Origin of the sequence: Leifsonia sp. RAF41 (genome assembly GCF_052114085.1) — a bacterium.
In the GTDB taxonomy this organism is placed as follows: domain Bacteria; phylum Actinomycetota; class Actinomycetes; order Actinomycetales; family Microbacteriaceae; genus Leifsonia.
On record NZ_JBFREB010000001.1, the window covers coordinates 1,560,515 to 1,583,536 of the forward strand.

The 23,022-nt window shown below is 68.9% G+C and carries 24 protein-coding genes and 1 tRNA gene; 19 read left to right on the top strand and 6 right to left on the bottom strand.

Annotated features, from left to right (window positions below):
* Positions 1-194: 194 nt before the first annotated feature.
* A complete protein-coding gene (locus AB4Y74_RS07525; RefSeq protein ID WP_441798484.1) occupies positions 195-2,762 on the top strand; it encodes an Rne/Rng family ribonuclease in 2,568 nt (855 codons plus the stop codon).
* 68 nt (positions 2,763-2,830) lie between these two features.
* Here the strand turns inward: AB4Y74_RS07525 and AB4Y74_RS07530 are convergent, their stop codons facing one another.
* The gene (locus tag AB4Y74_RS07530) at positions 2,831-3,106 is read right to left on the bottom strand and encodes a DUF4031 domain-containing protein (protein WP_441798485.1); all 276 of its coding nucleotides are present in this window, start codon (positions 3,104-3,106) and stop codon (positions 2,831-2,833) included.
* 300 nt (positions 3,107-3,406) lie between these two features.
* Here AB4Y74_RS07530 and rplU point away from each other — a divergent pair, with 300 nt between their 5' ends.
* From rplU to AB4Y74_RS07590, 12 genes are all read left to right on the top strand, one after another.
* On the top strand, positions 3,407-3,715 hold the full coding sequence (gene rplU, locus AB4Y74_RS07535) for a 50S ribosomal protein L21 (protein WP_441798486.1): 309 nt from the start codon (positions 3,407-3,409) through the stop codon (positions 3,713-3,715).
* 43 nt (positions 3,716-3,758) lie between these two features.
* Positions 3,759-4,016: a 50S ribosomal protein L27 gene (rpmA, locus tag AB4Y74_RS07540; RefSeq protein ID WP_021757229.1), complete on the top strand. Its 258-nt coding sequence runs from the start codon at positions 3,759-3,761 to the stop codon at positions 4,014-4,016.
* A gap of 101 nt (positions 4,017-4,117) precedes the next feature.
* Complete coding sequence (obgE, locus tag AB4Y74_RS07545; protein ID WP_441798487.1) at positions 4,118-5,710, top strand: GTPase ObgE; 1,593 nt, start codon at positions 4,118-4,120, stop codon at positions 5,708-5,710.
* Positions 5,707-6,561, top strand: a complete 855-nt coding sequence (proB, locus tag AB4Y74_RS07550) for a glutamate 5-kinase (RefSeq protein ID WP_441798488.1) — start codon at positions 5,707-5,709, stop codon at positions 6,559-6,561. The genes obgE and proB overlap by 4 nt, the downstream gene beginning before the upstream one ends.
* Positions 6,562-6,570: 9 nt before the next feature.
* A complete protein-coding gene (locus AB4Y74_RS07555) occupies positions 6,571-7,851 on the top strand; it encodes a glutamate-5-semialdehyde dehydrogenase (RefSeq protein WP_441798489.1) in 1,281 nt (426 codons plus the stop codon).
* Positions 7,852-7,904: 53 nt separating this feature from the next.
* Positions 7,905-8,141: a hypothetical protein gene (locus tag AB4Y74_RS07560; protein ID WP_441798490.1), complete on the top strand. Its 237-nt coding sequence runs from the start codon at positions 7,905-7,907 to the stop codon at positions 8,139-8,141.
* Between the two features lie 12 nt (positions 8,142-8,153).
* Positions 8,154-8,756, top strand: a complete 603-nt coding sequence (nadD, locus tag AB4Y74_RS07565) for a nicotinate-nucleotide adenylyltransferase (protein WP_441798491.1) — start codon at positions 8,154-8,156, stop codon at positions 8,754-8,756.
* Positions 8,753-10,123 (top strand): hypothetical protein, encoded by a 1,371-nt coding sequence (locus tag AB4Y74_RS07570; protein ID WP_441798492.1) that lies wholly within the window; start codon positions 8,753-8,755, stop codon positions 10,121-10,123. Before nadD ends, AB4Y74_RS07570 begins: the two co-directional genes overlap by 4 nt.
* Positions 10,124-10,187: 64 nt before the next feature.
* Positions 10,188-10,565 (top strand): ribosome silencing factor, encoded by a 378-nt coding sequence (gene rsfS, locus AB4Y74_RS07575; protein WP_441798493.1) that lies wholly within the window; start codon positions 10,188-10,190, stop codon positions 10,563-10,565.
* Positions 10,566-10,663: 98 nt separating this feature from the next.
* Positions 10,664-10,739, top strand: a tRNA-Ala gene (locus tag AB4Y74_RS07580).
* 272 nt (positions 10,740-11,011) lie between these two features.
* The gene (locus AB4Y74_RS07585) at positions 11,012-11,404 is read left to right on the top strand and encodes an MEDS domain-containing protein (RefSeq protein ID WP_441798494.1); all 393 of its coding nucleotides are present in this window, start codon (positions 11,012-11,014) and stop codon (positions 11,402-11,404) included.
* Entirely contained in the window at positions 11,376-12,293 is a 918-nt protein-coding gene (locus AB4Y74_RS07590) for a response regulator transcription factor (protein WP_441798495.1), read from the top strand. The genes AB4Y74_RS07585 and AB4Y74_RS07590 overlap by 29 nt, the downstream gene beginning before the upstream one ends.
* A 27-nt stretch (positions 12,294-12,320) precedes the next feature.
* Here AB4Y74_RS07590 and AB4Y74_RS07595 read toward each other — a convergent pair whose 3' ends face one another.
* Genes AB4Y74_RS07595 through AB4Y74_RS07605 form a run of 3 tightly spaced genes read right to left on the bottom strand, consistent with a single transcriptional unit; the run spans position 12,321 to position 15,547 of the window.
* Positions 12,321-13,373, bottom strand: a complete 1,053-nt coding sequence (locus AB4Y74_RS07595; RefSeq protein ID WP_441798496.1) for a redoxin domain-containing protein — start codon at positions 13,371-13,373, stop codon at positions 12,321-12,323.
* Positions 13,363-14,319: an alpha/beta hydrolase gene (locus AB4Y74_RS07600; protein WP_441800411.1), complete on the bottom strand. Its 957-nt coding sequence runs from the start codon at positions 14,317-14,319 to the stop codon at positions 13,363-13,365. The genes AB4Y74_RS07595 and AB4Y74_RS07600 overlap by 11 nt, the downstream gene beginning before the upstream one ends.
* A 13-nt stretch (positions 14,320-14,332) precedes the next feature.
* Positions 14,333-15,547 (bottom strand): epoxide hydrolase family protein, encoded by a 1,215-nt coding sequence (locus AB4Y74_RS07605; RefSeq protein WP_441798497.1) that lies wholly within the window; start codon positions 15,545-15,547, stop codon positions 14,333-14,335.
* A 258-nt stretch (positions 15,548-15,805) separates the two neighbouring features.
* Here AB4Y74_RS07605 and AB4Y74_RS07610 point away from each other — a divergent pair, with 258 nt between their 5' ends.
* Both AB4Y74_RS07610 and AB4Y74_RS07615 read left to right on the top strand, forming a co-directional pair.
* Entirely contained in the window at positions 15,806-17,137 is a 1,332-nt protein-coding gene (locus AB4Y74_RS07610) for an LCP family protein (protein WP_441798498.1), read from the top strand.
* A 58-nt stretch (positions 17,138-17,195) separates the two neighbouring features.
* Positions 17,196-18,593 carry an MFS transporter gene (locus tag AB4Y74_RS07615; RefSeq protein WP_441798499.1) on the top strand — a complete coding sequence of 466 codons (1,398 nt, stop codon included), beginning with the start codon at positions 17,196-17,198 and terminating at the stop codon, positions 18,591-18,593.
* Here AB4Y74_RS07615 and AB4Y74_RS07620 read toward each other — a convergent pair.
* Positions 18,575-19,408, bottom strand: a complete 834-nt coding sequence (locus AB4Y74_RS07620; protein WP_441798500.1) for a UbiA family prenyltransferase — start codon at positions 19,406-19,408, stop codon at positions 18,575-18,577. The two genes, AB4Y74_RS07615 and AB4Y74_RS07620, sit on opposite strands and share 19 nt — an antisense overlap.
* A gap of 38 nt (positions 19,409-19,446) precedes the next feature.
* Here AB4Y74_RS07620 and AB4Y74_RS07625 point away from each other — a divergent pair, with 38 nt between their 5' ends.
* Positions 19,447-20,124 carry a DUF433 domain-containing protein gene (locus tag AB4Y74_RS07625; RefSeq protein WP_441798501.1) on the top strand — a complete coding sequence of 226 codons (678 nt, stop codon included), beginning with the start codon at positions 19,447-19,449 and terminating at the stop codon, positions 20,122-20,124.
* A gap of 1 nt (position 20,125) precedes the next feature.
* Entirely contained in the window at positions 20,126-20,533 is a 408-nt protein-coding gene (locus AB4Y74_RS07630; protein ID WP_441798502.1) for a hypothetical protein, read from the top strand.
* Between the two features lie 9 nt (positions 20,534-20,542).
* On the opposite strand, the gene AB4Y74_RS07635 is transcribed toward AB4Y74_RS07630, so the two are convergent.
* On the bottom strand, positions 20,543-21,319 hold the full coding sequence (locus AB4Y74_RS07635) for an alpha/beta fold hydrolase (RefSeq protein ID WP_441798503.1): 777 nt from the start codon (positions 21,317-21,319) through the stop codon (positions 20,543-20,545).
* Positions 21,320-21,371: 52 nt separating this feature from the next.
* On the opposite strand from AB4Y74_RS07635, the gene AB4Y74_RS07640 reads away from it, so the two are divergent.
* Both AB4Y74_RS07640 and AB4Y74_RS07645 read left to right on the top strand, forming a co-directional pair.
* Complete coding sequence (locus AB4Y74_RS07640) at positions 21,372-21,794, top strand: MarR family winged helix-turn-helix transcriptional regulator (protein ID WP_441798504.1); 423 nt, start codon at positions 21,372-21,374, stop codon at positions 21,792-21,794.
* 68 nt (positions 21,795-21,862) lie between these two features.
* A complete protein-coding gene (locus tag AB4Y74_RS07645) occupies positions 21,863-22,876 on the top strand; it encodes a LacI family DNA-binding transcriptional regulator (protein WP_441798505.1) in 1,014 nt (337 codons plus the stop codon).
* Positions 22,877-23,022 lie beyond the last annotated feature (146 nt).

Consider the following 23,022-nt stretch of genomic DNA (forward strand, 5'->3'; position numbering starts at 1 on the left):
GAAGGCTTGAGGACGCCCAGTGCGTCCGTTGAATGCCGGCCGTGAAGGCCGGCGAAGAACACAAAGCCGGATGCAGGCCGCGCCACGAGCCCGGCGGCATCCGAACAGGATTTCGGGGAGCGCCGCACGCGCCGCCTCCCGACGGAGAGCACCCGGTGAGCGGGGAACCGCGCCGGTCGAGGAGTGCACCAGCGATGGTGGATAACGAGAACATCGACAACACGGACAGCAACGAGACGGAGACGGGAGGACGGAAGCGCAAGAGCCTCTTCGGCACGCGACGCGTGGTGAGGAAGGCTCCGACGGCATTCGCCGAGGCTTCCGCCGAACCGGACCAGCAGTTGGAGGACGTCCCGCCGAACGACCCCACTGCGGCGGCCGCACCGCAGGCCTCCGAGGCCGCGCCCGAGCAGCCGACCGACGCCCCGGCGCTGGCCTCCGGCCTCGAGCCGCCCGCGCTCCCTGAGAAGCACGGCGAGCCCGAGGTGCCGGCCGCCGCAGCAGCACCGGGCCTACCGTCGACCACCCTGCTCTTCCAGGCGCCCGACATCCTGCCGCTGCCGCCGCTGCCCGAGGGCGACGAGGAGCAGGCCTCCGGCGTCCGCCGACGCTCCCGCCGCCGCGCCGGCGAGACCGGCCGCGAGGGCGCCAATGACCCGGCCAACACTGTCGTCAAGGTGCGCACGCCGCGCGAGCCCGAGCTGATCACCGAGCCTCAGAAGGTCAAGGGATCCACTCGGCTCGAGGCGAAGAAGCAGCGCCGCCGCGACGGTCGCGACGCCGGGCGTCGCCGCCCGGTCATCACGGAGGCCGAGTTCCTCGCCCGCCGCGAGTCCGTCGACCGGCAGATGATCGTCCGCTCGAAGAGCGGTCGCATCCAGATCGGCGTGCTGGAAGACAAGGTGCTCGTCGAGCACTACGTCACCCGCTCGCAGGAGGCGTCGCTCATCGGCAACGTCTACCTCGGCCGCGTGCAGAACGTGCTGCCCAGCATGGAAGCGGCATTCGTCGACATCGGTCGTGGCCGCAATGCCGTCCTCTACTCGGGCGAGGTCGACTGGGATGCGGTGGAGACCGGCAACCAGCCGCGGCGCATCGAGCTGGCGTTGAAGGCCGGGGACCGCGTCCTCGTCCAGGTGACCAAGGACCCGGTCGGACACAAGGGAGCCCGCCTCACCAGCCAGATCTCGCTGCCCGGCCGCTACCTCGTGTACGTGCCAAACGGCTCCATGAACGGCATCAGCCGCAAGCTTCCGGACACGGAGCGTTCGCGCCTGAAGAAGATCCTCAAAGAGGTCCTGCCCGAGAGCGCCGGAGTGATCGTGCGCACCGCCGCCGAGGGGGCGACCGAAGAGCAGCTGACGCTCGACGTCAACCGGCTCACCGCGCAGTGGGCCGACATCAGCAGCCGGGTCGAGTCGCAACAGGCGCCCGCACTCCTGCACAGCGAGCCCGACCTCCTGATCAAGATCATCCGCGACGTCTTCAACGAGGACTTCCAGAAGCTCGTGATCGCGGGCGATGACGCCCGCCAGACCATCGAGAACTACCTGCGTCAGGTCGCGCCCGACCTGCTCGACCGCGTCGAGGCCTACACGGGTGAGCGCGACGCCTTCGACGAGTTCCGCATCACGGAGCAGATCGAGAAGGCGCTGGAGCGCAAGGTGTGGCTGCCCTCGGGCGGCTCGCTGGTCATCGACCGCACTGAGGCGATGACGGTGGTCGATGTCAACACCGGCAAGTTCGTCGGCTCCGGCGGCAACCTCGAAGAGACGGTCACCAAGAATAACCTGGAGGCCGCGGAGGAGATCGTCCGCCAGCTGCGCCTCCGCGACATCGGCGGCATCATCGTCGTCGACTTCATCGACATGGTGCTCGAGACGAACCGCGACCTCGTGCTGCGCCGCCTGGTGGAGTGCCTCAGCCGCGACCGCACGAAGCACCAGGTCGCCGAGGTGACCTCGCTCGGTCTCGTCCAGATGACGCGTAAGAAGCTCGGCCTGGGCCTCCTGGAGACCTTCAGCGAGGCGTGCGAGGTCTGCGCCGGCCGTGGCGTGGTCGTGCACCACGACCCGGTGGTCAAGCACCGCGCGCCGCAGGGCCAGCAGCAGCCGAACGAGCGTCGTCGCGGTCGCGGTGGCAGCACGGGCCCGGGCAACGCCAACGGCGGAGGGAACGCGCCGGCGAACGGCAACGGCCACGGTGGCACCCACGCCATCACGGACGACGCCAAGAACGCTCTCGCGCAGATCGCGGCGTCGACCATCCACCACCACGAGGACGAGGCGAAGCCCGAGTCGTCGCCGGCGGAGGTCTCTGAGATCACCGTCTCCGAGGTGACCGTGACCGAGGTCACGGCCACGAAGAAGCGGCGCCGCAAGGGCAAGGGCGGCGCGGACCGCCAGCAGCCTGCTGCCGAGGCCATCGAGCCCGCTGCGCCTGCTGCGACGGTACCGGATGCGGCACCCGCTGATTCCGCACGCGCAACGGATACCGACGAGTCGGATGCAGCCACAACCGCCGCCCCAGCGGCTGAAGTCGCGGACGAGCAGGCCGAGTCGGTCATCCCGCTGATCGAACTGCCCGAGCCCGCCGAGGTTCCCGCCTCGACTCGCCCGTCGCAGCACGAGACCGAGCTGCTGCTCGATTCGGTGCTGGACGCGCTTCCCCAGCCGAAGGAGCCGGGTCAGGGCCGCGGACGCAGTCGCCGCGCAAGCACGGCGGTCATCGCCGGCGGAGAGCTCGCCCCCAAGTCCGAGTAGTCATCGATCGCACGCGACACGCCGTTCTCCGCACAGGTGAGCGGCGTGTTGCGTCCTGTCGATGTGTCTCAGTGCCGAGGCGCGCGGTCGCGGGCAGGAACCCGCAGGCCGCTCCCGATCAGCCGCCTGACCAGCTCGCGACCGGAGACGGGATGCGCCCCCGCGGCGATCAGCTCGTCGTGACGGCGGTCGGGCACGTCGTAGTGATCGAGGTCGAACGCCCTCCGCTGGATGCCGTTGGCCGCGGCGAACGCGTGCAGTTCATCGAGCGATGTGTCGCTGACCAGGTGCGACCACAACATGCCGTGGGCGGGCCATGCCGGGGGATCGATCAGGACGGTCATACAATGATTCTAGGAACCGGTTCCGCTGGCGGAGCCGGGCGGTCCCGACCACCCCTGAGAGTCTCCCGCTGGAGACGGCACCGAATTGACGGTGTCCGGGCTGTCGGGTAAAGTTGACCGTTGGTGTGTGTCGGGCTTGTCCGTGTTCGGGCGTGGCGTGGCCGCCATCATGGTTTTCTGAGAGCGGCCGGGTGCAACAGCATTCGGCGGGACTCGCCAGTTATTTCCAGAACAGTTGAACAGTAGGACCAGATCCACGGCGGCGCCGGGACCTGTTCCCCGACGAAAAGGTACTGACAAGTGGTTTACGCAGTTGTGCGCGCCGGTGGCCGCCAGGAAAAGGTCGAGGTCGGGACCATCGTGACGATGGACCGCGTCAAGACCCGCAAGGACGGCAAGGTCGAGCTCGCGCCGGTGCTGCTCGTCGACGGTGACACGATCACCTCCGATGCCGAGTCGCTGGCCAAGGTCGTCGTGACCGCCGAGATCCTCGAAGACCTCCGCGGCCCGAAGATCCACATCCAGAAGTTCAAGAACAAGACCGGCTACAAGAAGCGCCAGGGCCACCGTCAGGAGCTCACGCGCGTCAAGATCACCGGCATCAAGTAGCCGACGACCGCTACGTAGCTCAGAGACTCGAGGAGAAGACACCATGGCACACAAAAAGGGAGCGAGCTCCACTCGCAACGGCCGCGACTCCAACGCACAGCGCCTCGGCGTTAAGCGCTTCGGCGGCCAGACCGTCAACGCGGGTGAGATCCTGGTCCGCCAGCGCGGCACCCACTTCCACCCCGGCGTGAACGTCGGCCGTGGCGGCGACGACACCCTCTTCGCCCTCGCCGCCGGTGCGGTCGAGTTCGGCAACAAGGGCGGCCGCAAGGTCGTCAACATCGTGGCCGTCGGGGCCTGAGCCTCGACCACGAGCAGCACTTCCGGATGGGCGGGCTTCGGCCCGCCCATCCGCGTTTCAGCAGCAATACAGCTTCAGCAGCAACACATGAGGAGAGCACCATGGCGACGTTCGTTGATCGCGTGACGTTGCATCTGCGCGCCGGCAACGGCGGCAACGGGTGCGTCTCGGTCCGGCGTGAGAAGTTCAAGCCCCTCGCAGGCCCCGACGGCGGGAACGGCGGCAACGGCGGCGACATCGTCCTGGTCGCCGATCCCCAGGTCACGACCCTGCTCGGCTACCACCGCGCGCCGCACCGCTCCAGCGACAACGGCGGCTTCGGGATGGGCGACCACCGCAGCGGTCACACCGGCGAAGACCTCGAGCTTCCCGTGCCCGTCGGCACGGTCGTCAAGGACGCCGACGGCGTAGAGCTCGTCGATCTGAACGAGCCGGGGATGCGTTTCGTCGCGGCTGCCGGCGGCATCGGCGGCCTCGGCAACGCCGCCCTCTCGAACCCGAAGCGCAAAGCGCCCGGCTTCGCCCTGCTCGGCACGCCCGGCGAAGAGGGCGACGTCTTCCTCGAGCTGAAGACCGTCGCCGACATCGCTTTGGTCGGCTACCCGTCGGCCGGCAAGTCGAGCCTCATCGCGGCGCTGTCGGCGGCGAAGCCGAAGATCGCCGATTATCCGTTCACGACGCTGCACCCGAACCTGGGCGTCGTGCAGGCGGGCGACGTTCGCTACACCGTCGCCGACGTCCCCGGCCTCATCGAGGGCGCGAGCGAGGGACGCGGTCTCGGCCTCGAGTTCCTTCGTCACGTCGAGCGCTGCTCCGCTCTGCTGCACGTGCTCGACTGCGCGACGCTGGACCCCGGACGCGACCCGCTCACCGATCTCGACGTCATCCTCGGCGAACTCGGCGCCTACCCGGTCCCGGAGGGGCAGACGCCGCTCCTGGAGCGCCCGCAGCTGATCGCGCTCAACAAGATCGATGTCCCGGATGCGCGCGAGCTCGCCGACTTCGTCCGCCCGGAACTCGAGCAGCGCGGCTACCGCGTGTTCGAGATCTCGAGCGTCAGTCATGAGGGCCTGCGCCCGCTGTCCTTCGCGCTTGCGGAGATCGTCGAGCAAGCCCGCGCCGAGCAGACGGCGTTGGAGGAGGCTCGCCCGCGTATCGTGATCCGTCCGAAGGCCGTCGACGACTCCGGATTCGTCGTCAAGGTCGAGGGCGGCACGGACGGCCCGGTGTACCGGATCCTGGGTGCCAAGCCGGAACGCTGGGTCGCCCAGACCGACTTCGCCAACGACGAGGCCGTCGGCTACCTGGCCGACCGGCTGGCGAAACTGGGCGTCGAAGACCAACTGGTCCGTGCCGGCGCCGTGCCCGGTTCGACGGTCGTCATCGGCCGGAACAACGGCGTCGTCTTCGACTGGGAGCCCACGCTGAGCTCGACCGCCGAATTGATGACGGCCCCCCGCGGCACCGACACCCGCCTCGACATGAACCAGCGTCCGACCCGCGGGCAGCGGCGCGAGAGCTACTTCGAGCGGATGGACGCCAAGGCGGAGGCGCGCGAAGAGCTTCTGCGGGAGCGTGCGGCGGGCCTCTGGCAGGACGACAGCTACGACGACAACATCGACGCAGGCGAGGGCGCTTCCGTCGACTCGGCCGACAGTGGCGTGAGTGGAGACGAGGAGAGCACCGGCCGATGACGATCGACGAGCGCAGCCAGATCCCGTCCGCCCGACGCATCGTCGTCAAAGTCGGGTCCTCATCCATCAGCGGTGAGAACGCGGGACAGATCGCGCCGCTCGTCGATGCCCTGGCCGAGGCACACGGACGCGGCACACAGGTGATCCTCGTCTCGTCCGGTGCGATCGCGACCGGGATCCCGTACCTGTCGCTGTCGGAGCGCCCGACGGACCTCGCGACCCAGCAGGCGGCGGCGGCCGTGGGGCAGAACGTGCTGATCTATCGCTACCAGGACAGCCTCGACCGCTACGACATCGTCGCCGGGCAGGTGCTGCTCACTGCGGGCGACATGGAGAACCCGACACACCGGGTCAACGCTCAGCGGGCGATGGAGCGACTGCTCGACCTGCGCATCCTGCCGATCGTCAACGAGAACGACACGGTGGCGACGCACGAGATCCGCTTCGGCGACAACGACCGGCTTGCAGCGCTGGTCGCTTTACTCATCGACGCCGACCTGCTCGTGCTGCTCTCCGATGTGGACGCGCTGTACACCCGGCCGCCGCACGAGCCGGGCGCCGAGCGCATCGAGTACGTGGGCTGGGATGACGAGCTCGCGGACGTCGAGATCGGCTCCACTGGGCTCTCGGGCGTCGGCAGCGGGGGAGCGGTGACCAAGGTCTCCGCGGCACGCCAGGCCGCCGAGAGGGGCACCGCGGTCGTGCTGACCGCGACGTCGCTGGTGTCGCGGGCGCTCCGCGGGGAGCAGGTCGGGACGTGGTTCGCGCCGGCGCCGACCGAATCCGTCCCCAGCCGAACCCTCTCCACAGGTTCGTCCGATCCCGCCACCGCGGACGCCGCCGCGTCCTAGAATCGACGCATGTCCTCGTTCCCCCTCGCGGCGCCCGCCGCCACGCTCTCGCTGCAGGATCGGCTCGCCGCCGCGAAGACCGCGTCGCGTGCGCTGGCGACGGCCACAACGGACCGGAAGAACCGCGCGCTCCGCGCCATCGCAGAGGGCGTGATCGCGGCATCCGCTGACGTGCTGGCGGCCAATGAGCTCGATCTCGCCAATGGGCGCGAGAACGGACTGTCGACCGGCTTGCTCGATCGGCTGACGCTGAGCCCGGCACGGCTGCAGGGCCTGGCCGACGCCGTGCTCGAGATCGTCGCCCTCACCGACCCGGTCGGGCAGGCGGTGCGCGGCAGCGCGCTCCCCAACGGAGTGAAGATCACGCAGGTCCGGGTCCCGTTCGGGGTGGTGGGCGCGATTTACGAGGCGCGGCCGAACGTGACCATCGACATCGCGGCGCTGGCCATCAAGAGCGGAAACGCCGCGGTCTTGCGCGGCGGCAGCGCGGCCATCGAGACGAACCGGGTCCTCGTGCGGGTGATCCAGGATGCGCTGGCCTCGGCCGAGCTGCCTGCCGACGCCGTGCAGACCATCGACGACTTCGGCCGGGAGGGCGCCGCAGAGCTGATGACTGCCCGCGGCCTCGTCGACGTGCTGATCCCGCGGGGGAGCGCGGACCTCATCCGAACGGTCGTCACGCAGTCCACCGTGCCCGTCATCGAGACTGGCGCTGGAGTGGTGCACGTCGTGCTCGACGAGTCGGCCCGCGAAGACTGGGCCGTCGACATCGTCCGCAACTCCAAGGTTCAGCGCCCCAGCGTCTGCAACGCGGTCGAGACACTCCTCGTCCACAGCGGTGCAGCAGAGCGGTTGCTCCCTCCGGTCCTCGGCGCGCTTCGCGATGCCGGCGTGACCATCCATGCGGATGAGCGCGCCCTGCCGTTCGCGCCCGACGGCGTGCCGGTCACCGACGACGACTACGCCACCGAGCACATGAGCCTCGACCTGTCGGTGAAGGTGGTCGACGACCTCGACGAGGCGATCGACCACATTCGGCGCTACTCGACGCAGCACACCGAGTCGATCGTGACGAGCGACCTCGAGAACGCGGAGCGCTTCCTCGCCGAGGTCGACTCCGCCGTGGTGATGGTGAACGCCTCCACCCGCTTCACCGACGGGGGCGAGTTCGGTTTCGGGGCAGAGGTCGGCATCTCGACGCAGAAGCTGCACGCGCGCGGCCCGATGGGGCTGCCCGAGCTGACCAGCACGAAATGGATCGTCCGCGGGTCCGGCCAGATCCGGGCGTAGGCGACCGCTAGACTCGTAGGCGGGCCGCTGGCCCGGAGAAAGGATCACGCACGATGTCATTCCTGACGACTGTCCTCGCCGAGGCGGAGACCCACGTCGAGCTGCCCATGCCCACCTGGGCGTACGGCACCATCGCGATCGTCATCTTCATCGCTCTCGCGTTCGTGATCTGGAGCTTCAAAGACGTCGCCAACCGGCATAGCCACCGCTCGGCTCCCGACGCCGCCGCCCACGCGGGCGCGCCGGGTGCGACCCACCACGGCAGCGGCCACCCGACGCAGGGGCACTAGCCACCTTCCGGCATGGAGCTGACGCAGACGGGCCGACCGCGGATCGGCGTGATGGGCGGCACGTTCGACCCCATCCACCACGGTCACCTGGTCGCCGCCAGCGAGGTAGCGCAGTCGTTCGACCTCGACGAGGTCATCTTCGTGCCGACCGGCGAGCCCTGGCAGAAGGGCGCGGTCACCGAGGCCGAGCATCGCTACCTGATGACCGTCATCGCGACGGCATCCAACCCTCAGTTCACCGTCAGCCGGGTAGACGTCGACCGCGAGGGCCCCACCTACACGATCGACACGTTGCGCGACCTGCACAAGGAGCGCCCGGACGCCGAACTGTTCTTCATCACCGGCGCGGACGCCATCGCGCAGATCCTCAGCTGGCGCGACGTCACGGAGCTGTGGGAGCTCGCCCACTTCGTCGCTGTGAGTCGCCCGGGACATGACTTGAGTATTTCTGGATTACCGGAGCAAGACGTAAGCTTGTTGGAAGTTCCGGCCCTGGCGATCTCGTCGACCGATTGCCGGAGCCGGGTGAGCAGGGGATTCCCGGTCTGGTATCTCGTACCGGACGGGGTCGTTCAGTACATCTCCAAACACCATCTGTATCGGAGCGTGGCATGACATCGTGGCCTGAACAGCCGCCGACGGGCCAGCCGCAGGCGCAGACGCGGCGACAGGCGAGGGAGTTCGAGCGCTCGCGTCGTGCGGGCACTGCAGGCTCGACCCCCGCGGGCCAGATCCCCGAGATGACGACGACCGCGCCCGCACGCGAGGCAGTCGAGGCCGAAACCCCCGTCATCGAGGGTGGTCAGGACGCAGCGAACGACGAGCAGGCGGCCGCCGACGGCCAGAGTGTCGCGGCTCCGGAAGGCGGCGCGTCGGATGCGGCCGTCCAGAGCGACGAGCGCCCGGCCATTCCGGCCAGCGCGTTCGCAGAACCCGGTGTGTCGTCACCGTCGGGCAACGCGTTCGACCTCTTCCGTCAGGCACCCGATCACTCCCAGCCCGAACCGGTGACCCAGCCCATGGCGATCCTGCAGCCGCCGAACCCCGCGCCCGAGCGGACCCTCACCCGCCGCGAACTGCGCGCGATGCTCCAAGCGCAGGAGGCCAACGCCCAGGCGAACCACCCCGCTGCGCTGGGCGAGCCCGTGTTCCCGGTCTCGTTCACCGCCGATCCGGACTCCGACGACGACGATGATGCGCTGTCCGATACCGATCGCGCGCAGGACTCTGCCGCTTCCGCCGACTCGACCGCATCGATCGACTCCGCTGATGGAGCCGCCGCGAGCGAGAAGTCTGCGTGGCCCTTCGCCCCGTTGACACCGTCGTCCTCACCCGCCGCGTCGCGCACCGCCCAGCCGGAGACCACGGTGACGCAGAGCACGGCGTCGCCGTTCGCCGCCTTCGGCGCGACTTCAGCACCGAAGGCCGACGCGCCAGCGCCGGCCACCGCTGTTCCGGCAACGACCGGCTCCGAGGGCGAGACGGCCGCGCAGGAACGCCGCCCCTTCACCCCGCCGACCGGGCACTGGTCGACCGCCGCCGAGTTCGACGACCAGAACCAGCCGATCACCACGCGCAACGTCGGTCAGTCCACCGCAGCCACCACGACCAACGCGCTGATCCTGCCGGTGATCCCTCAGCCCGACACCAAGGCGCCGTTGACGAGCACGGGCGAGATCCTCGTCACCGGCTCCATCGACCTGCCTCGTGGGATGGGCGCCACCGGCGCGCACCCCGACCGCATCGATTCGTCTGACATCGACCGCCTGCTCGACGCGGAAGAGAACGAATTCAACACGTCCGAGGTGCAGCCGGTTCGCGCGTCCCGCGCCATCAGCACGCATACCTCGACCCGCGGCGTCATCGCGCCGCCCAAGAAGCGCGGCAACACGTTGCCGGTGATCCTCATGGTCACCGCGGGTGTCCTCGCCGTCGGCGTCATCGGCCTGCTCGTTGCGGCCTACGTCCTGAAGGTGTTCTGATCATCCGCGCGTCCGCATCCACTACCGCGACATCCTCGCATCGACAGCGTCCGGAGGACCGCCTGTGACCGCATCCCAGCACGCCCGGGACATTCTGCAGCTGGCGGCAGCAGCCGCCGATTCGAAGGGCGCCCAAGACCTGGTCGCCCTCGACGTCTCCGGACCGCTGCCCCTCACCGACGTGTTCCTCCTGGCCAGCGGCCGGGTCGAGCGCAACGTCCTGGCGATCGCCTCCGAGGTCGAAGACACGCTCAACGAGGCCGGGGTCAAGACCCTCCGCCGCGAGGGCAAGTCGGAAGGACGCTGGGTGCTGCTCGACTTCGGCGACCTGGTCGTGCACGTCTTCCACGAGGAGGACCGCATGTACTACGCGCTCGAGCGACTCTGGAAGGACTGCCCGGTCGTTCCCATCGAGCTGCCCGTCCACGAAACGGCCGAGTAGCCGACGCGAGCCGGCCTCAGTTTTTTCTGGCGGTCGCGATGTAGTAGTCTGAATGAGTTGTTCCGGGAGGTCCGAAAGGCCCGACCGGTTCACATTCTGGGTCTGTGGCGCAGCTGGTAGCGCACCTGCATGGCATGCAGGGGGTCAGGGGTTCGAGTCCCCTCAGATCCACCAAAGCCCCTGGTAGCAAACGAATTCGTCTGCTGCCAGGGGCTCTTTTTGTTTCGCTCGGTGCCGGTCAGCGGAGGCGGTTCTCCTCCTCCTGCTCCAGGCGCTCCTTCTCGGCGTCCTTCGCCTCCTGCTCCTTCTGGATCTCTTCTTCGCGCGGCGTCTTGTTCGTCATGCTGCGAGCGTAGCCGCGCCGCAGCGGTGACCGGAACGGTCGGTCGGGCATTGTGCGGGGCTCGTGGGCTGAGTTAGCCTCCACACCGGAGCGGATGTCGACCATGCCAGCAGGAAAGCCCGATGTTGCAGACCCCGTCACTTTCGCGGGCGGGGTGCTCGACCATTACCGCCACGTCTGCGCCTTCGTGAAGGGTCAGACGGAGGCCGACACCGTGCTCGATCCGTTCGTGCAGGACGGCGTCGATCGCGGCGACCGCCTTCTGTACCTCGTCGACCCGGCTGAACCGGCCGCCCCGCTGACCCGGTTGCGCCGGCTGGGCTACGACACCACGGCCCTCCTGGACGACCGTCGTTGCGAAGTGCACACCTGGGCGGAGACGTACCTCCGCGCGAACTTCCTGCACGCACGCCACCGCCATGTCGTCATCTGCTCCTACGACACCTCCCGATTCGACGGCGCCTTCGATGACCGCAGCGTCCAGGGCGACGGCTGAGCGGCCGATGGACGGCGACGACCGGAGTTGGATGCGCGACCTGGGCGCGCTGCTGGCGTTGCCGTCCCTGTGGGTCGACCACTCGCCGACGGAGATCGCAGACGGCCTGCTCAGTGTCCTGATCGGGATGCTGCGCCTGGATTCCGCGTTCGCACGCTTCCGCACTCCCGGCGCGGGAGCACCGCTCGAAGCGTGGCGTCCGTATGGCCCGGCAGCCCCGCCCGATCTGCTGGCCGCGATCGGACCGGCGAACGACTCGGGGCTCCCGGAGACCGAGCCGGGGGTGACCACGGCGGCCGTGCGCGCGACCGAGGGCGCCGCCGCCGCGCGGACCATCACGCGTGTGGCCAGCCTTGCGCTCACGTTGCCGTGGGGGACGGGACTCGTCGCGGTCTCCGCGCAGCGCGCCGACTTCCCCACCGAGCGAGAGACGCACCTGCTGCGTGTGGCCGTCGGACAGGCTGCGATCGCGTTGCACACCGCACGGCGGCTAGCGGGCGAGCAGGGCGCGCGCCGGAGGGCCGAGCGCGAACTCGAGCGGCAGCGCCGGGTGCTCCGCACCCTGCTCGACGAGGTCGGTCCCGCCCTGTCGGCGGCGTCCCGCCGCGTACAGCAGGCGTCCTGGGAGGCGGACCAGCCGGAGGGGCGGGACGCCCTGGCACCTGTCGCGGCGGTCGCACCCTCGCCGTCCGTGACTCAGATGCTGACCCGCCGGGAGCTGGAGGTGCTCGGGCTACTGGCGCAGGGTCTCAGCAACAAGGAGATGGCCAGCGTCATGTGGCTGAGCGACCGCACGGTGGAACGGCACATCACGAGCCTCTACCGGAAGATCGGCGTGGCCCGGCGCAGCGAGGCGACCGCGTTCGCGCTTCGGCACGGCATCGCCTGAAGAGTCGACTGACGGGTCTTCAGGCGCTCATCCGAAGGTGAAGCAGTACGCCTCCAAGCCGGGCCGGTCGAAGCGCAGCGTCACCACCCGTTCGTCGATGCCGTCGCGCTGCCGGATCAGCTGGTAGGTGTCCTGGCGGTCCACGACCCCACGGCCGTCCGCATCCACATCGGTTCCGTGAGCGTCGCCCGGCGGCCGCCCATCGAGCAGCACCTGGAAGGGGATGCTCGCCCCGGCGGGCGTCGGTCCCATCACCAGGTTCGCGTCGCGGGCGTGGAACGCGAACGAGACGCTCCCGCCCGCCTCGTCGAGCACGGCGGCATGTTGCGCGTGGGTCCAGCGACCGTCGAGCGCCCAGCCGTTCAGGGGGAGGGACGGGGTGCCGTGGTACTGCTCCGACTGGTCGTAGCGGTCGGCGGACTCGGAGACGAAGCCGCTGCTCTGGCCGTAGCCGAGGTAGGTCTCGGGGGAGCGGAGGTCGCGCCAGTCCGCGGCGACCTCCAGCCCGTCGGGGTCGACCATGACGAGGTCCATGTCGAGGTCGCGGGCTCCCGCATCCATCAGCAGCCGCTGGATCATCATCTCGGTCCGCGCGTATTCGCCCTCGCCGAAGTGGTGGTAGCGCAGCCGGCCTGCGGCGTCGGCCAGGTACACCGCCGGCCAGTAATGGTTGGCGAAGTCGTTCCAGACGCCGTAGTCGTCGTCCACCGCGACCGGGTACTCGACGCCGAGTGCCCGCGTGCGGGCGGTGACGTTGTCGCGGTCGTGCTCGAAGCCGAACTCGGGAGTGTGCACGCCGACGACGGTGAGCCCCGCGTCGGCGTACTTCCGGTGCCAGGCACGCAGGTAGGGGGCCGTGCGCAGCCAGTTGACGCAGGTGTACGTCCAGAAGTCGATGAGTACGACGCGGCCGCGGAGCCCCTCGGGCGTCAGCGGCTCTGTGTTGAGCCAGCCGGTCGCCCGCTCGAACGACGGGAGGCGGCCCTCGTCGGGGAGCTGCTCCACGTCTCCGGCCAAGCGGTGCGAAAGACTGCGGAACAGACCGCGCGCGCGGTCGTCGTCCACCCGATCATCGGACATCGGTCGCCTCCGATCCGGAGGCGGCGCCGGGCGACATCCCGGCAGCCTCGTCGGCCATCCGCGCCACGTCGATCACCGCGTCGGCGAACTCCCGCGGAGCCTCCTGGGCCAGATTGTGACCGATGCCTCCCGAGATCAACCGGTGCTCGTACGGTCCCGTGAAGCGGTCGCGGTAGGCGGACGGGTCGAGGTGGAACGCACCGTTCGCGTCGCCCTCCACCGTGATCGCCGGAACGCCGATGGCCGGCCGGGCCGCCAGTCGCGCCTCGATGTCGTCGAGGCTCGGGTCGCCCTCCGCGAGGCCGAGCCGCCAGCGGTAGTTGTGGATGACGATGTCGACGTGATCCGGGTTGGCGAACGACGGGCGGGAGCGCTCGAAGGTCGCGTCGTCGAACTCCCAGCGGGGTGAGGCGATCCGCCAGATCAGGCGGGCGAAGTCGTCGCGGTAGCGGTCGTATCCCGCCCGGCCGCGCTCGGTCGCGAAGTAGAACTGGTACCACCAGGTGAGCTCGGCCTCCGGCGGCAGCGGGTTCGCGTTGGCGGCCTGACCGGCCACGAGATAACCGCTGGCGGTCACCTGGCCTCGGACCCGCTCCGGCCACAGTGCTGCCAGGACGTTCGTGGTCCGGGCGCCCCAGTCGGAACCGGCGACCACCGCGGAGTCGATGCCCAGCGCATCCAGCAGGGCGATCGCGTCTCGCGCCAGGGCTCCTGGCTGACCGGTCCGCAGCGTGCCCGGGTCACGGAACGTGGTCGTCCCGTACCCGCGAAGGTAGGGGACGACCACCCGGAACCCGGCGTCGACGAGCATCGGCACGACCTCCTCGAAGCTGTGGATGTCGTAGGGCCAGCCGTGCAGCAGCAGCACCGCCGGCGCGTCCTTCCGGCCGTCGTCGGTGTAGCCGACGTTCAGGTCGCCGGCGTCGACCTGCGCGAGTTCCTGCATCCCTCTCACCGGCTCAGCGGAGCGAGCGGAAGGTGGCGCGGACCTCCTGCGAGAACAGCTCCGGCTGCTCCCAGGCCGCGAAGTGGCCCCCGCGGTCGAGGCGGTTGAAGTGGATGAGGTGCGGATACGCCGTCGTCGCCCACGTGCGCGGTGCGGCGTAGATCTCATCCGGGAACACGCTCACGCCGGTCGGCAGCGGCACACCCTTCGGGGCGAAGAAGGCCAGCTTGCTCTCCCAGTAGAGGCGCGCCGACGACACCGCGGTGTTCGTGAGCCAGTACAGGGTCACGTTGTCGAGGATGTCGTCGCGCGAGAGACCCTCCGACCCACCGGCGAAGGCCCGAGCGATCAGGTCGTAGCTGCGAGCATCATGGTCGAGCATCCACGCGGCGAGTCCGACGGGGGAGTCCGCGATGCCGTAGAGCGTCTGGGGCCGGTTGCCCATCTCCTGGGCGTAGGCGAGACCGTGTGCGTAGAAGAAGGCGAGCTGATCCCAGGCGTAGCGTTCCTCGTCGGTGAGCTCAGCCGGCGGTTGCTCGTGGTTGTCGAGCGCGGTCTGGATCGCGTCGGGGACCGCCGCAGGCATGTTGGTGTGGATCCCGATCAGTCCGGGCGGGGTGAGCAGCGCCAGCTGCTCGGTGACGGCGTTGCCCCAGTCGCCGCCCTGCGCGACGTAGCGGTCGTAGCCGAGCCGGGTCATCAGCTCCGCCCACGCCTTGGCGATGCGGATGGGGTCCCATCCCGTCGCGTCGGGCTTGCCGGAGAAGCCGTGACCCGGGAGCGACGGGATGACCAGATGGAATGCGTCGGACGCGTCTGCGCCGTGCGCGGTGGGGTCGGTGAGCGGGCCGACGATCTTCAGCTGCTCGATGACCGACCCCGGCCAGCCGTGCGTGACGATCATCGGCAGCGCGTCCTCGTGGGGCGAGCGGATGTGGAGGAAGTGGATATCGAGACCGTCGATCTCGGTCACGAACTGGGGCAGCTCGGCGAGACGCGCTTCGATCGGCCGCCAGTCGTACTCGTTCGCCCAGTAGTCGGCGAGCGCACGGACGACCTCGAGGCGGACGCCCTGCGAGCTGTCGTCCACGGTCTCCCGTTCGGGCCAGCGTGTCGCCTGCACGCGGCGCTTGAGGTCGGCGAGCTCCTCGTCCGAGGCGGTGTAGGTGAAGGGACGGACGGCGGCGGGCGAGCTTCCGGCATCCTGGCGCGGTTCGGCGATGGTCATGGTGGCCTCCTGGCGGTCTGGCTTTCTGACGGTCTGGTGGCGACCGCACGGCCGCCGTGAGATGAGGATGCACGCCGCTGCGTCGCCGCGGCATCCGGGAGATCCCTCAACGCGGCCCATCTGCCGACGAGGAATTGGGGGAAAGCCCTCACCTGTCCTGTCTTGTGAGAGGGCCCTCATTCGTGGTGCGCGCCTCGCAGCGGGTGGATAGGGTCGGCCGCTAGGATTTCGTCAACGACCGACGACCGAGGGATGCCGATGACCGATCTGCCGCGCCGCCATCAGCGCGCCCGCGGACCGGAGGGCGTGCGGCACGGTCGTCTGCCCAGGAGGCGGGGCATCGTCGCGGCGACCAAGCTGCTCGCGGCCGTCGTGGTCGTGGTGTTCGTCAGTGTCGGCTCGGTCGCGGCGTACGCGGTGTGGGATGTGGCTCGCTCGATCAAAACCGGGGTCCACCTGCAGGCCGCTCCCGGGCAGTCGGCGATCCCGCAGGACATCCCCAACGTCTCCGCCATCCCCGGCGGCGTGAACCTCCTGCTGGCCGGAACGGACAGCCGCAGTGATCTCGGCGGCGTCTACAACAGTTCGGACGAGCAGGATGCGAGCAGCGGCGCGGGCAACAACGACGTGACGATGCTGTTGCACATCGCACAGGACCACAAGAGCATGATGGTCGTCAGCTTCCCGCGCGACTTGATGGTCGCCATCCCGGACTGCCCGGACCCCAAAGGCGGCACGATCGACGGCAGCTCCTACGCCCAGTTCAACACAGCGCTGTCCCGCGGCGGGCTGAACTGCGTCGTGGCGACCGTGTCCAAGATGACCGGCCTGACGATCCCCTTCGCGGCGGTCATCAACTTCAACGGTGTCAGCGCCATGTCGAACGCGGTCGGCGGTGTCGCGGTCTGCCTCGCCAGCCCGGTCACCGACGACTACACGAACCCGCCGCTCGACCTCCCGGCCGGTGAGAACACGATCGTGGGCGATGTGGCTCTGTCGTTCCTGCGCTCCCGTCACGGCGTGGGAGACGGCAGCGACCTTGGCCGCATCTCGAACCAGCAGGTATTCCTCTCGGCGCTGGCACGCAAGGTGGTCAGCGGCGGCGTGCTCACGAATCCCGTGCAGCTCTACGGACTCGCGAAGGCGGCGGTCAACAACATCACGCCGTCGGAGACCCTCACCAACCCGACAACCCTCGTGCAGATCGCGCTGGCCCTGAAGGACACGGGCCTCGACAACATGGTGTTCGTGCAGTACCCGGCGGTGAGCGATCCGGACAACCCGAATCGCGTGGTGCCGCAGGAGTCTGCGGCGGATGCCCTGAACGAGGCGTTGGTGAACGACCAGCCCGTGAAGCTGACCGGCTCGACCGGGCGCGCGGCGGAGGATCCGACGGCGACGACCACGCCGGCTCCGGATCCGGGCGGGGAACCGTCACCGGCTGTCCCGGCGGCGCCTGCCACGCCCGTTGCGCCTGCTCCGGGGGCGACCCCTGGGGCCACCGACGGGGGCGGCGCGGCGGTCGAACTCCCGTCCACCATCACCGGCCAGACGGCCGCGCAGCAGACCTGCACCAAGGGCAACAACTAGCCGTCACCGCAGGCGGCTCCGGTTGCGGTTACCTGCCGTCACCACGTTGAATGAGGTCATGTCCAACGTGCGGATCGAGCGGATGACGTCGCTCCAGCTGAGAGTGCTCCTCATCGCGATCCTGTCCAGCTTCGTCGCCTTCCTCGACGGGGCGGTGATCAACGTCGCGCTGCCCGCCATCTCCCGCGATCTGGGCGGCGGGCTGCCCCTCCAGCAGTGGGTGGTCGACGCGTATCTCGTCACGTTGGGCTCGCTCATCCTCATCGCGGGATCGCTGTCGGATGTGTTCGGCCGCAAGCGGGTGCTCTACGCCGGACTGATCGGTTTCGGTGTGACGTCGCTGCTGTGCGCGTTCGCGCCGACCGGCGTGTTCCTCGTGCTCGCTCGCGCGCTCCAGGGCGTCGCCGGGGCGCTGCTGGTGCCCAGTTCCCTCGCGATCATCATCTCCCGCTTCGAAGGTCCGGCGCAGGCGAAGGCGATCGGGCGCTGGACGGCGTGGACGGGTATCGCGATGATCGCCGGTCCGGTCGTCGGCGGCGTGTTCGTCGACACGCTCGGGTGGCGGTGGGTGTTCGTGATCAACGTCATCCCCATTGCCATCACGCTGTTCATCATGGCCACCCTCCACGACACGGACAAGGGGATGGGCGGCCGCGTCGACATCCTCGGCGCCATCCTGGGCTCGGTCGGTCTGGCCGGGACGGTGTTCGCCCTGATCGAGCAGGGCACGTACGGCTGGGAGAACCCCCGCGTGTGGATCCCGCTGGTCCTCGGGCTCATCAGCCTGGCGGCGTTCTTCGTCGTCGAGACCCGCGTGAAGCAGCCGATGCTCCCTCTCGGGCTTTTCCGCGTGCACAACTTCTGGGTCGGCAACATCGCGACGTTCTTCGTGTACGCCGCGCTGTCCTTCGGACCGCTCATCATCACGCTCTATCTGCAGCAGGTCGCCGGGTTCTCGGCGATCGCCGCCGGGTTCGTGTTCATCCCGTCGACCCTCTGCATGCTCCTGCTGTCCGGCTTCTTCGGCGGCCTCGCCGGCCGGTACGGTCCGCGGCTCTTCATGGCGATCGGGCCGATCATCGCCGCGGCCGGATTCACCTGGCTGCTGATGGTCGGGGACACCGTGAACTACTGGACGACCCTGCTTCCCGCCGTTCTGCTGTTCGGTGTCGGCCTGTCGATCACCGTGGCCCCGCTGACCAGCGCGATTCTGGGCGCCATCCACCCGGAGCAGGCGGGCATCGGATCGGCGGTCAACAACGCGGTGTCGCGCATCGCCGGCCTCCTCGCGATCGCCGCCGCCGGCATGATCATCGGCGGCAAGCTGGATGAGGCCGGGCTGCACCGCGCGATGATCGCGGCGGCAGCACTGCTCCTGGTGGGCGGCGTCGTGTCGGCGATCGGCATCCGCAACCATGAGCCCGCGGCGGCCAAGGTTCAGACCGTCACAGACTGACCCGCGAGCGCCAGCATCACCACGTCGACGATCGCGCACGTCATGATGAGCTGCATCAGCAGCCGGGTGGGGCTGCGCCGCAGCAGCAGTACAACGCCGGTGGCCGCAGCGGCCAGGCCGATGACCAGCCCGGCGATCAGGAGCGGTCGCACCGGCAGGCCGGGGCCGAACGTGATCAGCAGGGTGGCGAGGGCGAGGGCTGCGAACGCCAGCAGACCGCTGACCCGCGCGCCGAGACGGTGCGGCAGCCCGCGGATCCCGGTCCGCGCGTCGTCGTCGAGATCGGGGAGGACGTTCGTGACGTGTGCGGCGACCCCCAGCAGCGCGCCGGCGGCGTACACCCACCACTGCGGCAGGGCCGGCTGCTCCTGCCCGAGGGTCGCGATGGCAGGCAGCGTGCCGAACGAGACGGCGAACGGGACCCAGGAGTAGGCGGTCGCTTTGAGGCCGAGGTTGTAGGCCCAGCCGCCCGCGATGACGACCACGTGCGCAGCGAGGGCGCCGAGCCCGAGGGGGAGGGTGACGAGGATCGCCGCGGCGACGGCGAGGAAGGCGGCCAGGCGCACGACGGGGACGGAGACGTCGCCCCGCGCCGCGGGCTTATCGGTGCGGTGGACGGCCGCGTCGCGGGCGGCATCCAGCCAGTCGTTGCTCCAGCCGATCGACAGCTGACCGAGCAGAACGGCGAGCGCGAGCACGGCGAGCCGTCCGGGCGGGTAACCGAGGCCGATGCCGAGACCGGCGACGATGACCGTGACGACGACCGTCGGGCCGGGATGGCTGGCGAGCAGGAGGGAGACCACCTTCTTCGCCATGACCGTCATCGTATCGCTTCGTACGCTAGAATGTTTGCATGCAAACAGCTGCCTCGGATGAGCTCGCTTACACGACTCCGCTCTACTCGCAGACCGAAGCGGCTCGCATCATCCAGGCTCCGCCGACGTCGTTCACCCGCTGGGCACACGGGCAGCGATTTAAGCAGCGTCAGGAGGGTCGCTGGGGTGAGAGCACGCCGCTGCTCACGGGGGTTCGCCCCGGTCGGGGGCTCACTGTTCCCTTCAACGCTCTTGCAGAGGGCTACATTATCGAGGCCTTCCGACGCGCAGGCCTCCCGATGGCCCGAATCCGACCCGCCATCGACGTGCTCCGGGATGAAATCGGCATCGACAACGCGCTGCTCAGCCAGCGCCTCATGACCGACGGCGCGGAGATCCTCATTCGCAACGGCGAGGGCGACCTGGTGGTCGTGCGCAATCATCAAGGGGTGTTCAAGGAGGTGGTGAGCGAGTTCCTCAAGAGCATCCAGTACGAGAACGGTTACGTCAGCCTCATCCATCTTCCGACTTTCGAAGTAGTCGACGTCGTCGTCGACCCGAATCGCAACTCCGGGCACCCCACCATCGAGCGGATCGGTGTTCGGGTGGAAGACGTCCTCAGCCGTGTACGGGCAGGGGAGGCTATCGCCGAAGTCGGCGAAGACTTCGGGCTTGACGCTCGGGAACTCAGGTCGCTGATCATCCAGGCCGCTTGAGATGCGGGCGCGTATCCTGCTCGACCGATCGCTCGGGCAGCGGAAGCTGGCGGCCGCGCTACGCGCTGCAGGGTGGGACGTCATGACGCTGGCCGAGCACTTCGGCGACGCGCGGTCGCAGCGGATGCTCGATCAGGGGTGGATCAGCGCTGGTGCTCAGGCAGGCTTCATCCTGCTCACCAAGGACCACATGATCGCCTCTCGTCCGCTCGAAGCGATGGCGATCTACTTCAACGACGCCCGCGTTGTCGCCTTCGCACGCGGCGACCTCACGGCCGAGCAGATGGGCGGGATGTGTCTGCAGTACGCCACGCACATCCACCGCCTCGCCTCTGTACAGCCGCCCTTCGTGTTCTCTCTCTCGATGCACGGGCTTCGGCGGAAGCGGCTGAACTGGCCACCGGCCTGACTTTGTCGGTCAGCGCGCAGCGAGGAACGGGTCGATCGCCGCCCAGGTGGCTTCCGGAGCCTCCAGGTGCGGAAGGTGCCCCGCCTGCGGAATCTCCACGAACTGCGCCCCCGGAATGGCATGAGCGACAGCACGCCCGTAGGCCGGTGTGACGACGCGATCGCTTTCGCCCCAGACCACCAGGGTGGGGACGTCCACGGCGCCGAGCCGGCCCAGCAGCGCAGGGTCGGCCATGCCGGCTCCGGCAATGGCGGCCATCGTGCGGCCGTTCGACTGCTGGTTGGCGCGCTGTTCATCGGTCATTCCCGCGGGGTCGATGTAGCCGCGCTCGGGGTCGTGCCAGGCGAGTTCGGCAAGCCCGCGTGCGTCGAGGGCGAAGAAGTCGGCGATCGGCTCATCCTCGACGAGCGCACCGACCCCGTCGATGTCGACCACAGCGCCGATGATCCCGGCGTACCGCTCCTCCGCGGCAGCCTGCAGAACCATCTCGAGAGCGATCCACCCGCCGATGGAGGACCCGATCAGCACGACGTCACGCTCTCCCCGGTCGAGGAGGCTGGTGAGGTAGCCGGATGCGAGGTCGGCGATCGAGGCGATCGAGTCCGGACGCGGAGTGCCGTCCCATCCCGGATGCGTCGGCGCCACGGCATGCAGGGTGGAGGCCAGGTGGAACACGATCGGGGCGACGGTCCGCGGTCCGCCACCGCCATGCAGCACGAGCGCCGTGCGCGATGCGGGGTCGCCGGCCTCGATGACGGGGAGGTCGGCGGGAAGCGTGATGCTCATAGGTTTCTCCTAAATCAACATGTTTATATACGAATGTTGATACAGTAGCACCATGACGACGGACTTGGAGGCGCTCGGGCTCACGATCAAGCGCGCGCAGTATCGGAACCACCGCACGATGGACGCCGCGCTGCGTGACGTCGGCATCAGCCTCGTGCAGTGGGATGCGCTGCGCGCCATCGACCGGATGCCCGCGGCCTCCGGGCACGACCTCGCGGTCGCGACCTTCCAGAGCGATCAGGCGTTCGGCACCCTCGCCGGCCGGCTCGTCGAGCGGGGTCTCATCACTCGTACCTCCGGCCGGGGACGCCGACTGGAGCACGCGTTGACCGCATCCGGCCGCACGGCTCTCGATGACGGGCACCGCATCGCTGCCAACGTGTTGCGCGAACTCTTCGCGCCCCTCGGCGAGGCTCAGCGAGCCGCGCTGTTCGACACGCTCCGAGTCCTCACGGCGGGCGAGTCCTTCGTCTGAACCGCGATCGTGCCACTCGCCTGCAAAAAACTTGCGTCGATCTGCAACGGTTTGCGTACACTGTCGCCATGTCGAAACGTCTCGCAGAAGTGGCGCGCAAGGTCGGAGTCAGCGAAGCCACGGTCAGCCGCGTGCTCAATGACAAGCCCGGGGTGTCGGATGCGACCCGCCAGGCCGTGCTCACAGCACTGGACGTGCTGGGGTACGAGCGGCCGACGAAACTCCGGGGCGAACGGGCACGACTCGTCGGGCTGGTGCTCCCCGAGCTGCAGAACCCGATCTTCCCCGCTTTCGCCGAGATCCTGGGTGGGGCTCTCGCCCAGAACGGGTACACGCCGGTGCTCTGCACCCAGACGGCTGGGGGCATCTCCGAGTCGGACTATGTCGATCTCCTGCTGCAGCAGCACGTCTCCGGCGTGGTGTTCGTCGGTGGTGCGTACGCCCAGCAGGATGCGGATCACGCGCACTACGGGCGTCTCGCCGAGCTCAACCTCCCGACCGTGCTCGTGAACGCCCCGGTCGACTCGCTTCACTTCGCCACGGTCTCGTGCGACGACTCCGTGGCGACTGCCCAGGCGCTGGCTCACCTGCGTTCGCTCGGACACGAGCGCATCGGGTTGCTGCTCGGCCCACGCGATCACGTGCCGTCCCAGCGCAAGCTCGAAGCCGCGCGACGTCTGGCGGAGGGATGGGGTACTCCACTCGACGAGTCATTGGTGGTGCATTCCCTCTACTCGCTGGAAGCCGGGCAGGCCGCCGCGACCCGGCTGCTGGCTGCGGGCGTCACCGCGATCCTGTGCGCCAGCGACCCGATGGCGTTGGGTGCTATCCGCGCCGCGCGTCGCGCCGGGCTCTCCGTGCCGCGCGATGTGTCCATCGTCGGCTTCGACGACTCAGCACTGATGAACTGCACGGAGCCTCCGCTCACCACGATCCGGCAGCCGATCGAGCCGATGGGACGCACGGTCATCGAACTCCTTCTGCGGCAGATATCGAGCGATTCGGCCATCCGCGACGAGCTGTTCTTCGAGCCGGAGCTGGTCGTGCGCGGGTCCACCGGGCCCGTTCCGCACGCGGCGTGACACGCAAGCGCACGCAAATGTGCGCAAACCAATTGCTATTTGTTTAGTTCTTGCGTCATTTTGTCGGCTTAGCTACATTTCGGTGAACGACGACGGCGCCGGACGGTCCGTCGTGACAGACGACCGAAAGGCTCAGCGTGGACCTC

Excerpts from the sequence above, each read along its gene's own strand:
- AB4Y74_RS07525 (WP_441798484.1), top strand. The coding sequence starts at position 195 with ATGGTGGATAACGAGAACATCGACAACACGGACAGCAACGAGACGGAG.
- AB4Y74_RS07530 (WP_441798485.1), bottom strand. The coding sequence starts at position 3,106 with ATGACCGTCCTGATCGATCCCCCGGCATGGCCCGCCCACGGCATGTTG.
- rpmA (WP_021757229.1), top strand. The coding sequence starts at position 3,759 with ATGGCACACAAAAAGGGAGCGAGCTCCACTCGCAACGGCCGCGACTCC.
- obgE (WP_441798487.1), top strand. The coding sequence starts at position 4,118 with ATGGCGACGTTCGTTGATCGCGTGACGTTGCATCTGCGCGCCGGCAAC.
- proB (WP_441798488.1), top strand. The coding sequence starts at position 5,707 with ATGACGATCGACGAGCGCAGCCAGATCCCGTCCGCCCGACGCATCGTC.
- AB4Y74_RS07555 (WP_441798489.1), top strand. The coding sequence starts at position 6,571 with ATGTCCTCGTTCCCCCTCGCGGCGCCCGCCGCCACGCTCTCGCTGCAG.
- AB4Y74_RS07560 (WP_441798490.1), top strand. The coding sequence starts at position 7,905 with ATGTCATTCCTGACGACTGTCCTCGCCGAGGCGGAGACCCACGTCGAG.
- nadD (WP_441798491.1), top strand. The coding sequence starts at position 8,154 with ATGGAGCTGACGCAGACGGGCCGACCGCGGATCGGCGTGATGGGCGGC.
- AB4Y74_RS07570 (WP_441798492.1), top strand. The coding sequence starts at position 8,753 with ATGACATCGTGGCCTGAACAGCCGCCGACGGGCCAGCCGCAGGCGCAG.
- AB4Y74_RS07585 (WP_441798494.1), top strand. The coding sequence starts at position 11,012 with ATGCCAGCAGGAAAGCCCGATGTTGCAGACCCCGTCACTTTCGCGGGC.
- AB4Y74_RS07590 (WP_441798495.1), top strand. The coding sequence starts at position 11,376 with ATGACCGCAGCGTCCAGGGCGACGGCTGAGCGGCCGATGGACGGCGAC.
- AB4Y74_RS07595 (WP_441798496.1), bottom strand. The coding sequence starts at position 13,373 with ATGTCCGATGATCGGGTGGACGACGACCGCGCGCGCGGTCTGTTCCGC.
- AB4Y74_RS07600 (WP_441800411.1), bottom strand. The coding sequence starts at position 14,319 with ATGCAGGAACTCGCGCAGGTCGACGCCGGCGACCTGAACGTCGGCTAC.
- AB4Y74_RS07605 (WP_441798497.1), bottom strand. The coding sequence starts at position 15,547 with ATGACCATCGCCGAACCGCGCCAGGATGCCGGAAGCTCGCCCGCCGCC.
- AB4Y74_RS07610 (WP_441798498.1), top strand. The coding sequence starts at position 15,806 with ATGACCGATCTGCCGCGCCGCCATCAGCGCGCCCGCGGACCGGAGGGC.
- AB4Y74_RS07615 (WP_441798499.1), top strand. The coding sequence starts at position 17,196 with ATGTCCAACGTGCGGATCGAGCGGATGACGTCGCTCCAGCTGAGAGTG.
- AB4Y74_RS07620 (WP_441798500.1), bottom strand. The coding sequence starts at position 19,408 with ATGGCGAAGAAGGTGGTCTCCCTCCTGCTCGCCAGCCATCCCGGCCCG.
- AB4Y74_RS07625 (WP_441798501.1), top strand. The coding sequence starts at position 19,447 with ATGCAAACAGCTGCCTCGGATGAGCTCGCTTACACGACTCCGCTCTAC.
- AB4Y74_RS07630 (WP_441798502.1), top strand. The coding sequence starts at position 20,126 with ATGCGGGCGCGTATCCTGCTCGACCGATCGCTCGGGCAGCGGAAGCTG.
- AB4Y74_RS07635 (WP_441798503.1), bottom strand. The coding sequence starts at position 21,319 with ATGAGCATCACGCTTCCCGCCGACCTCCCCGTCATCGAGGCCGGCGAC.
- AB4Y74_RS07640 (WP_441798504.1), top strand. The coding sequence starts at position 21,372 with ATGACGACGGACTTGGAGGCGCTCGGGCTCACGATCAAGCGCGCGCAG.
- AB4Y74_RS07645 (WP_441798505.1), top strand. The coding sequence starts at position 21,863 with ATGTCGAAACGTCTCGCAGAAGTGGCGCGCAAGGTCGGAGTCAGCGAA.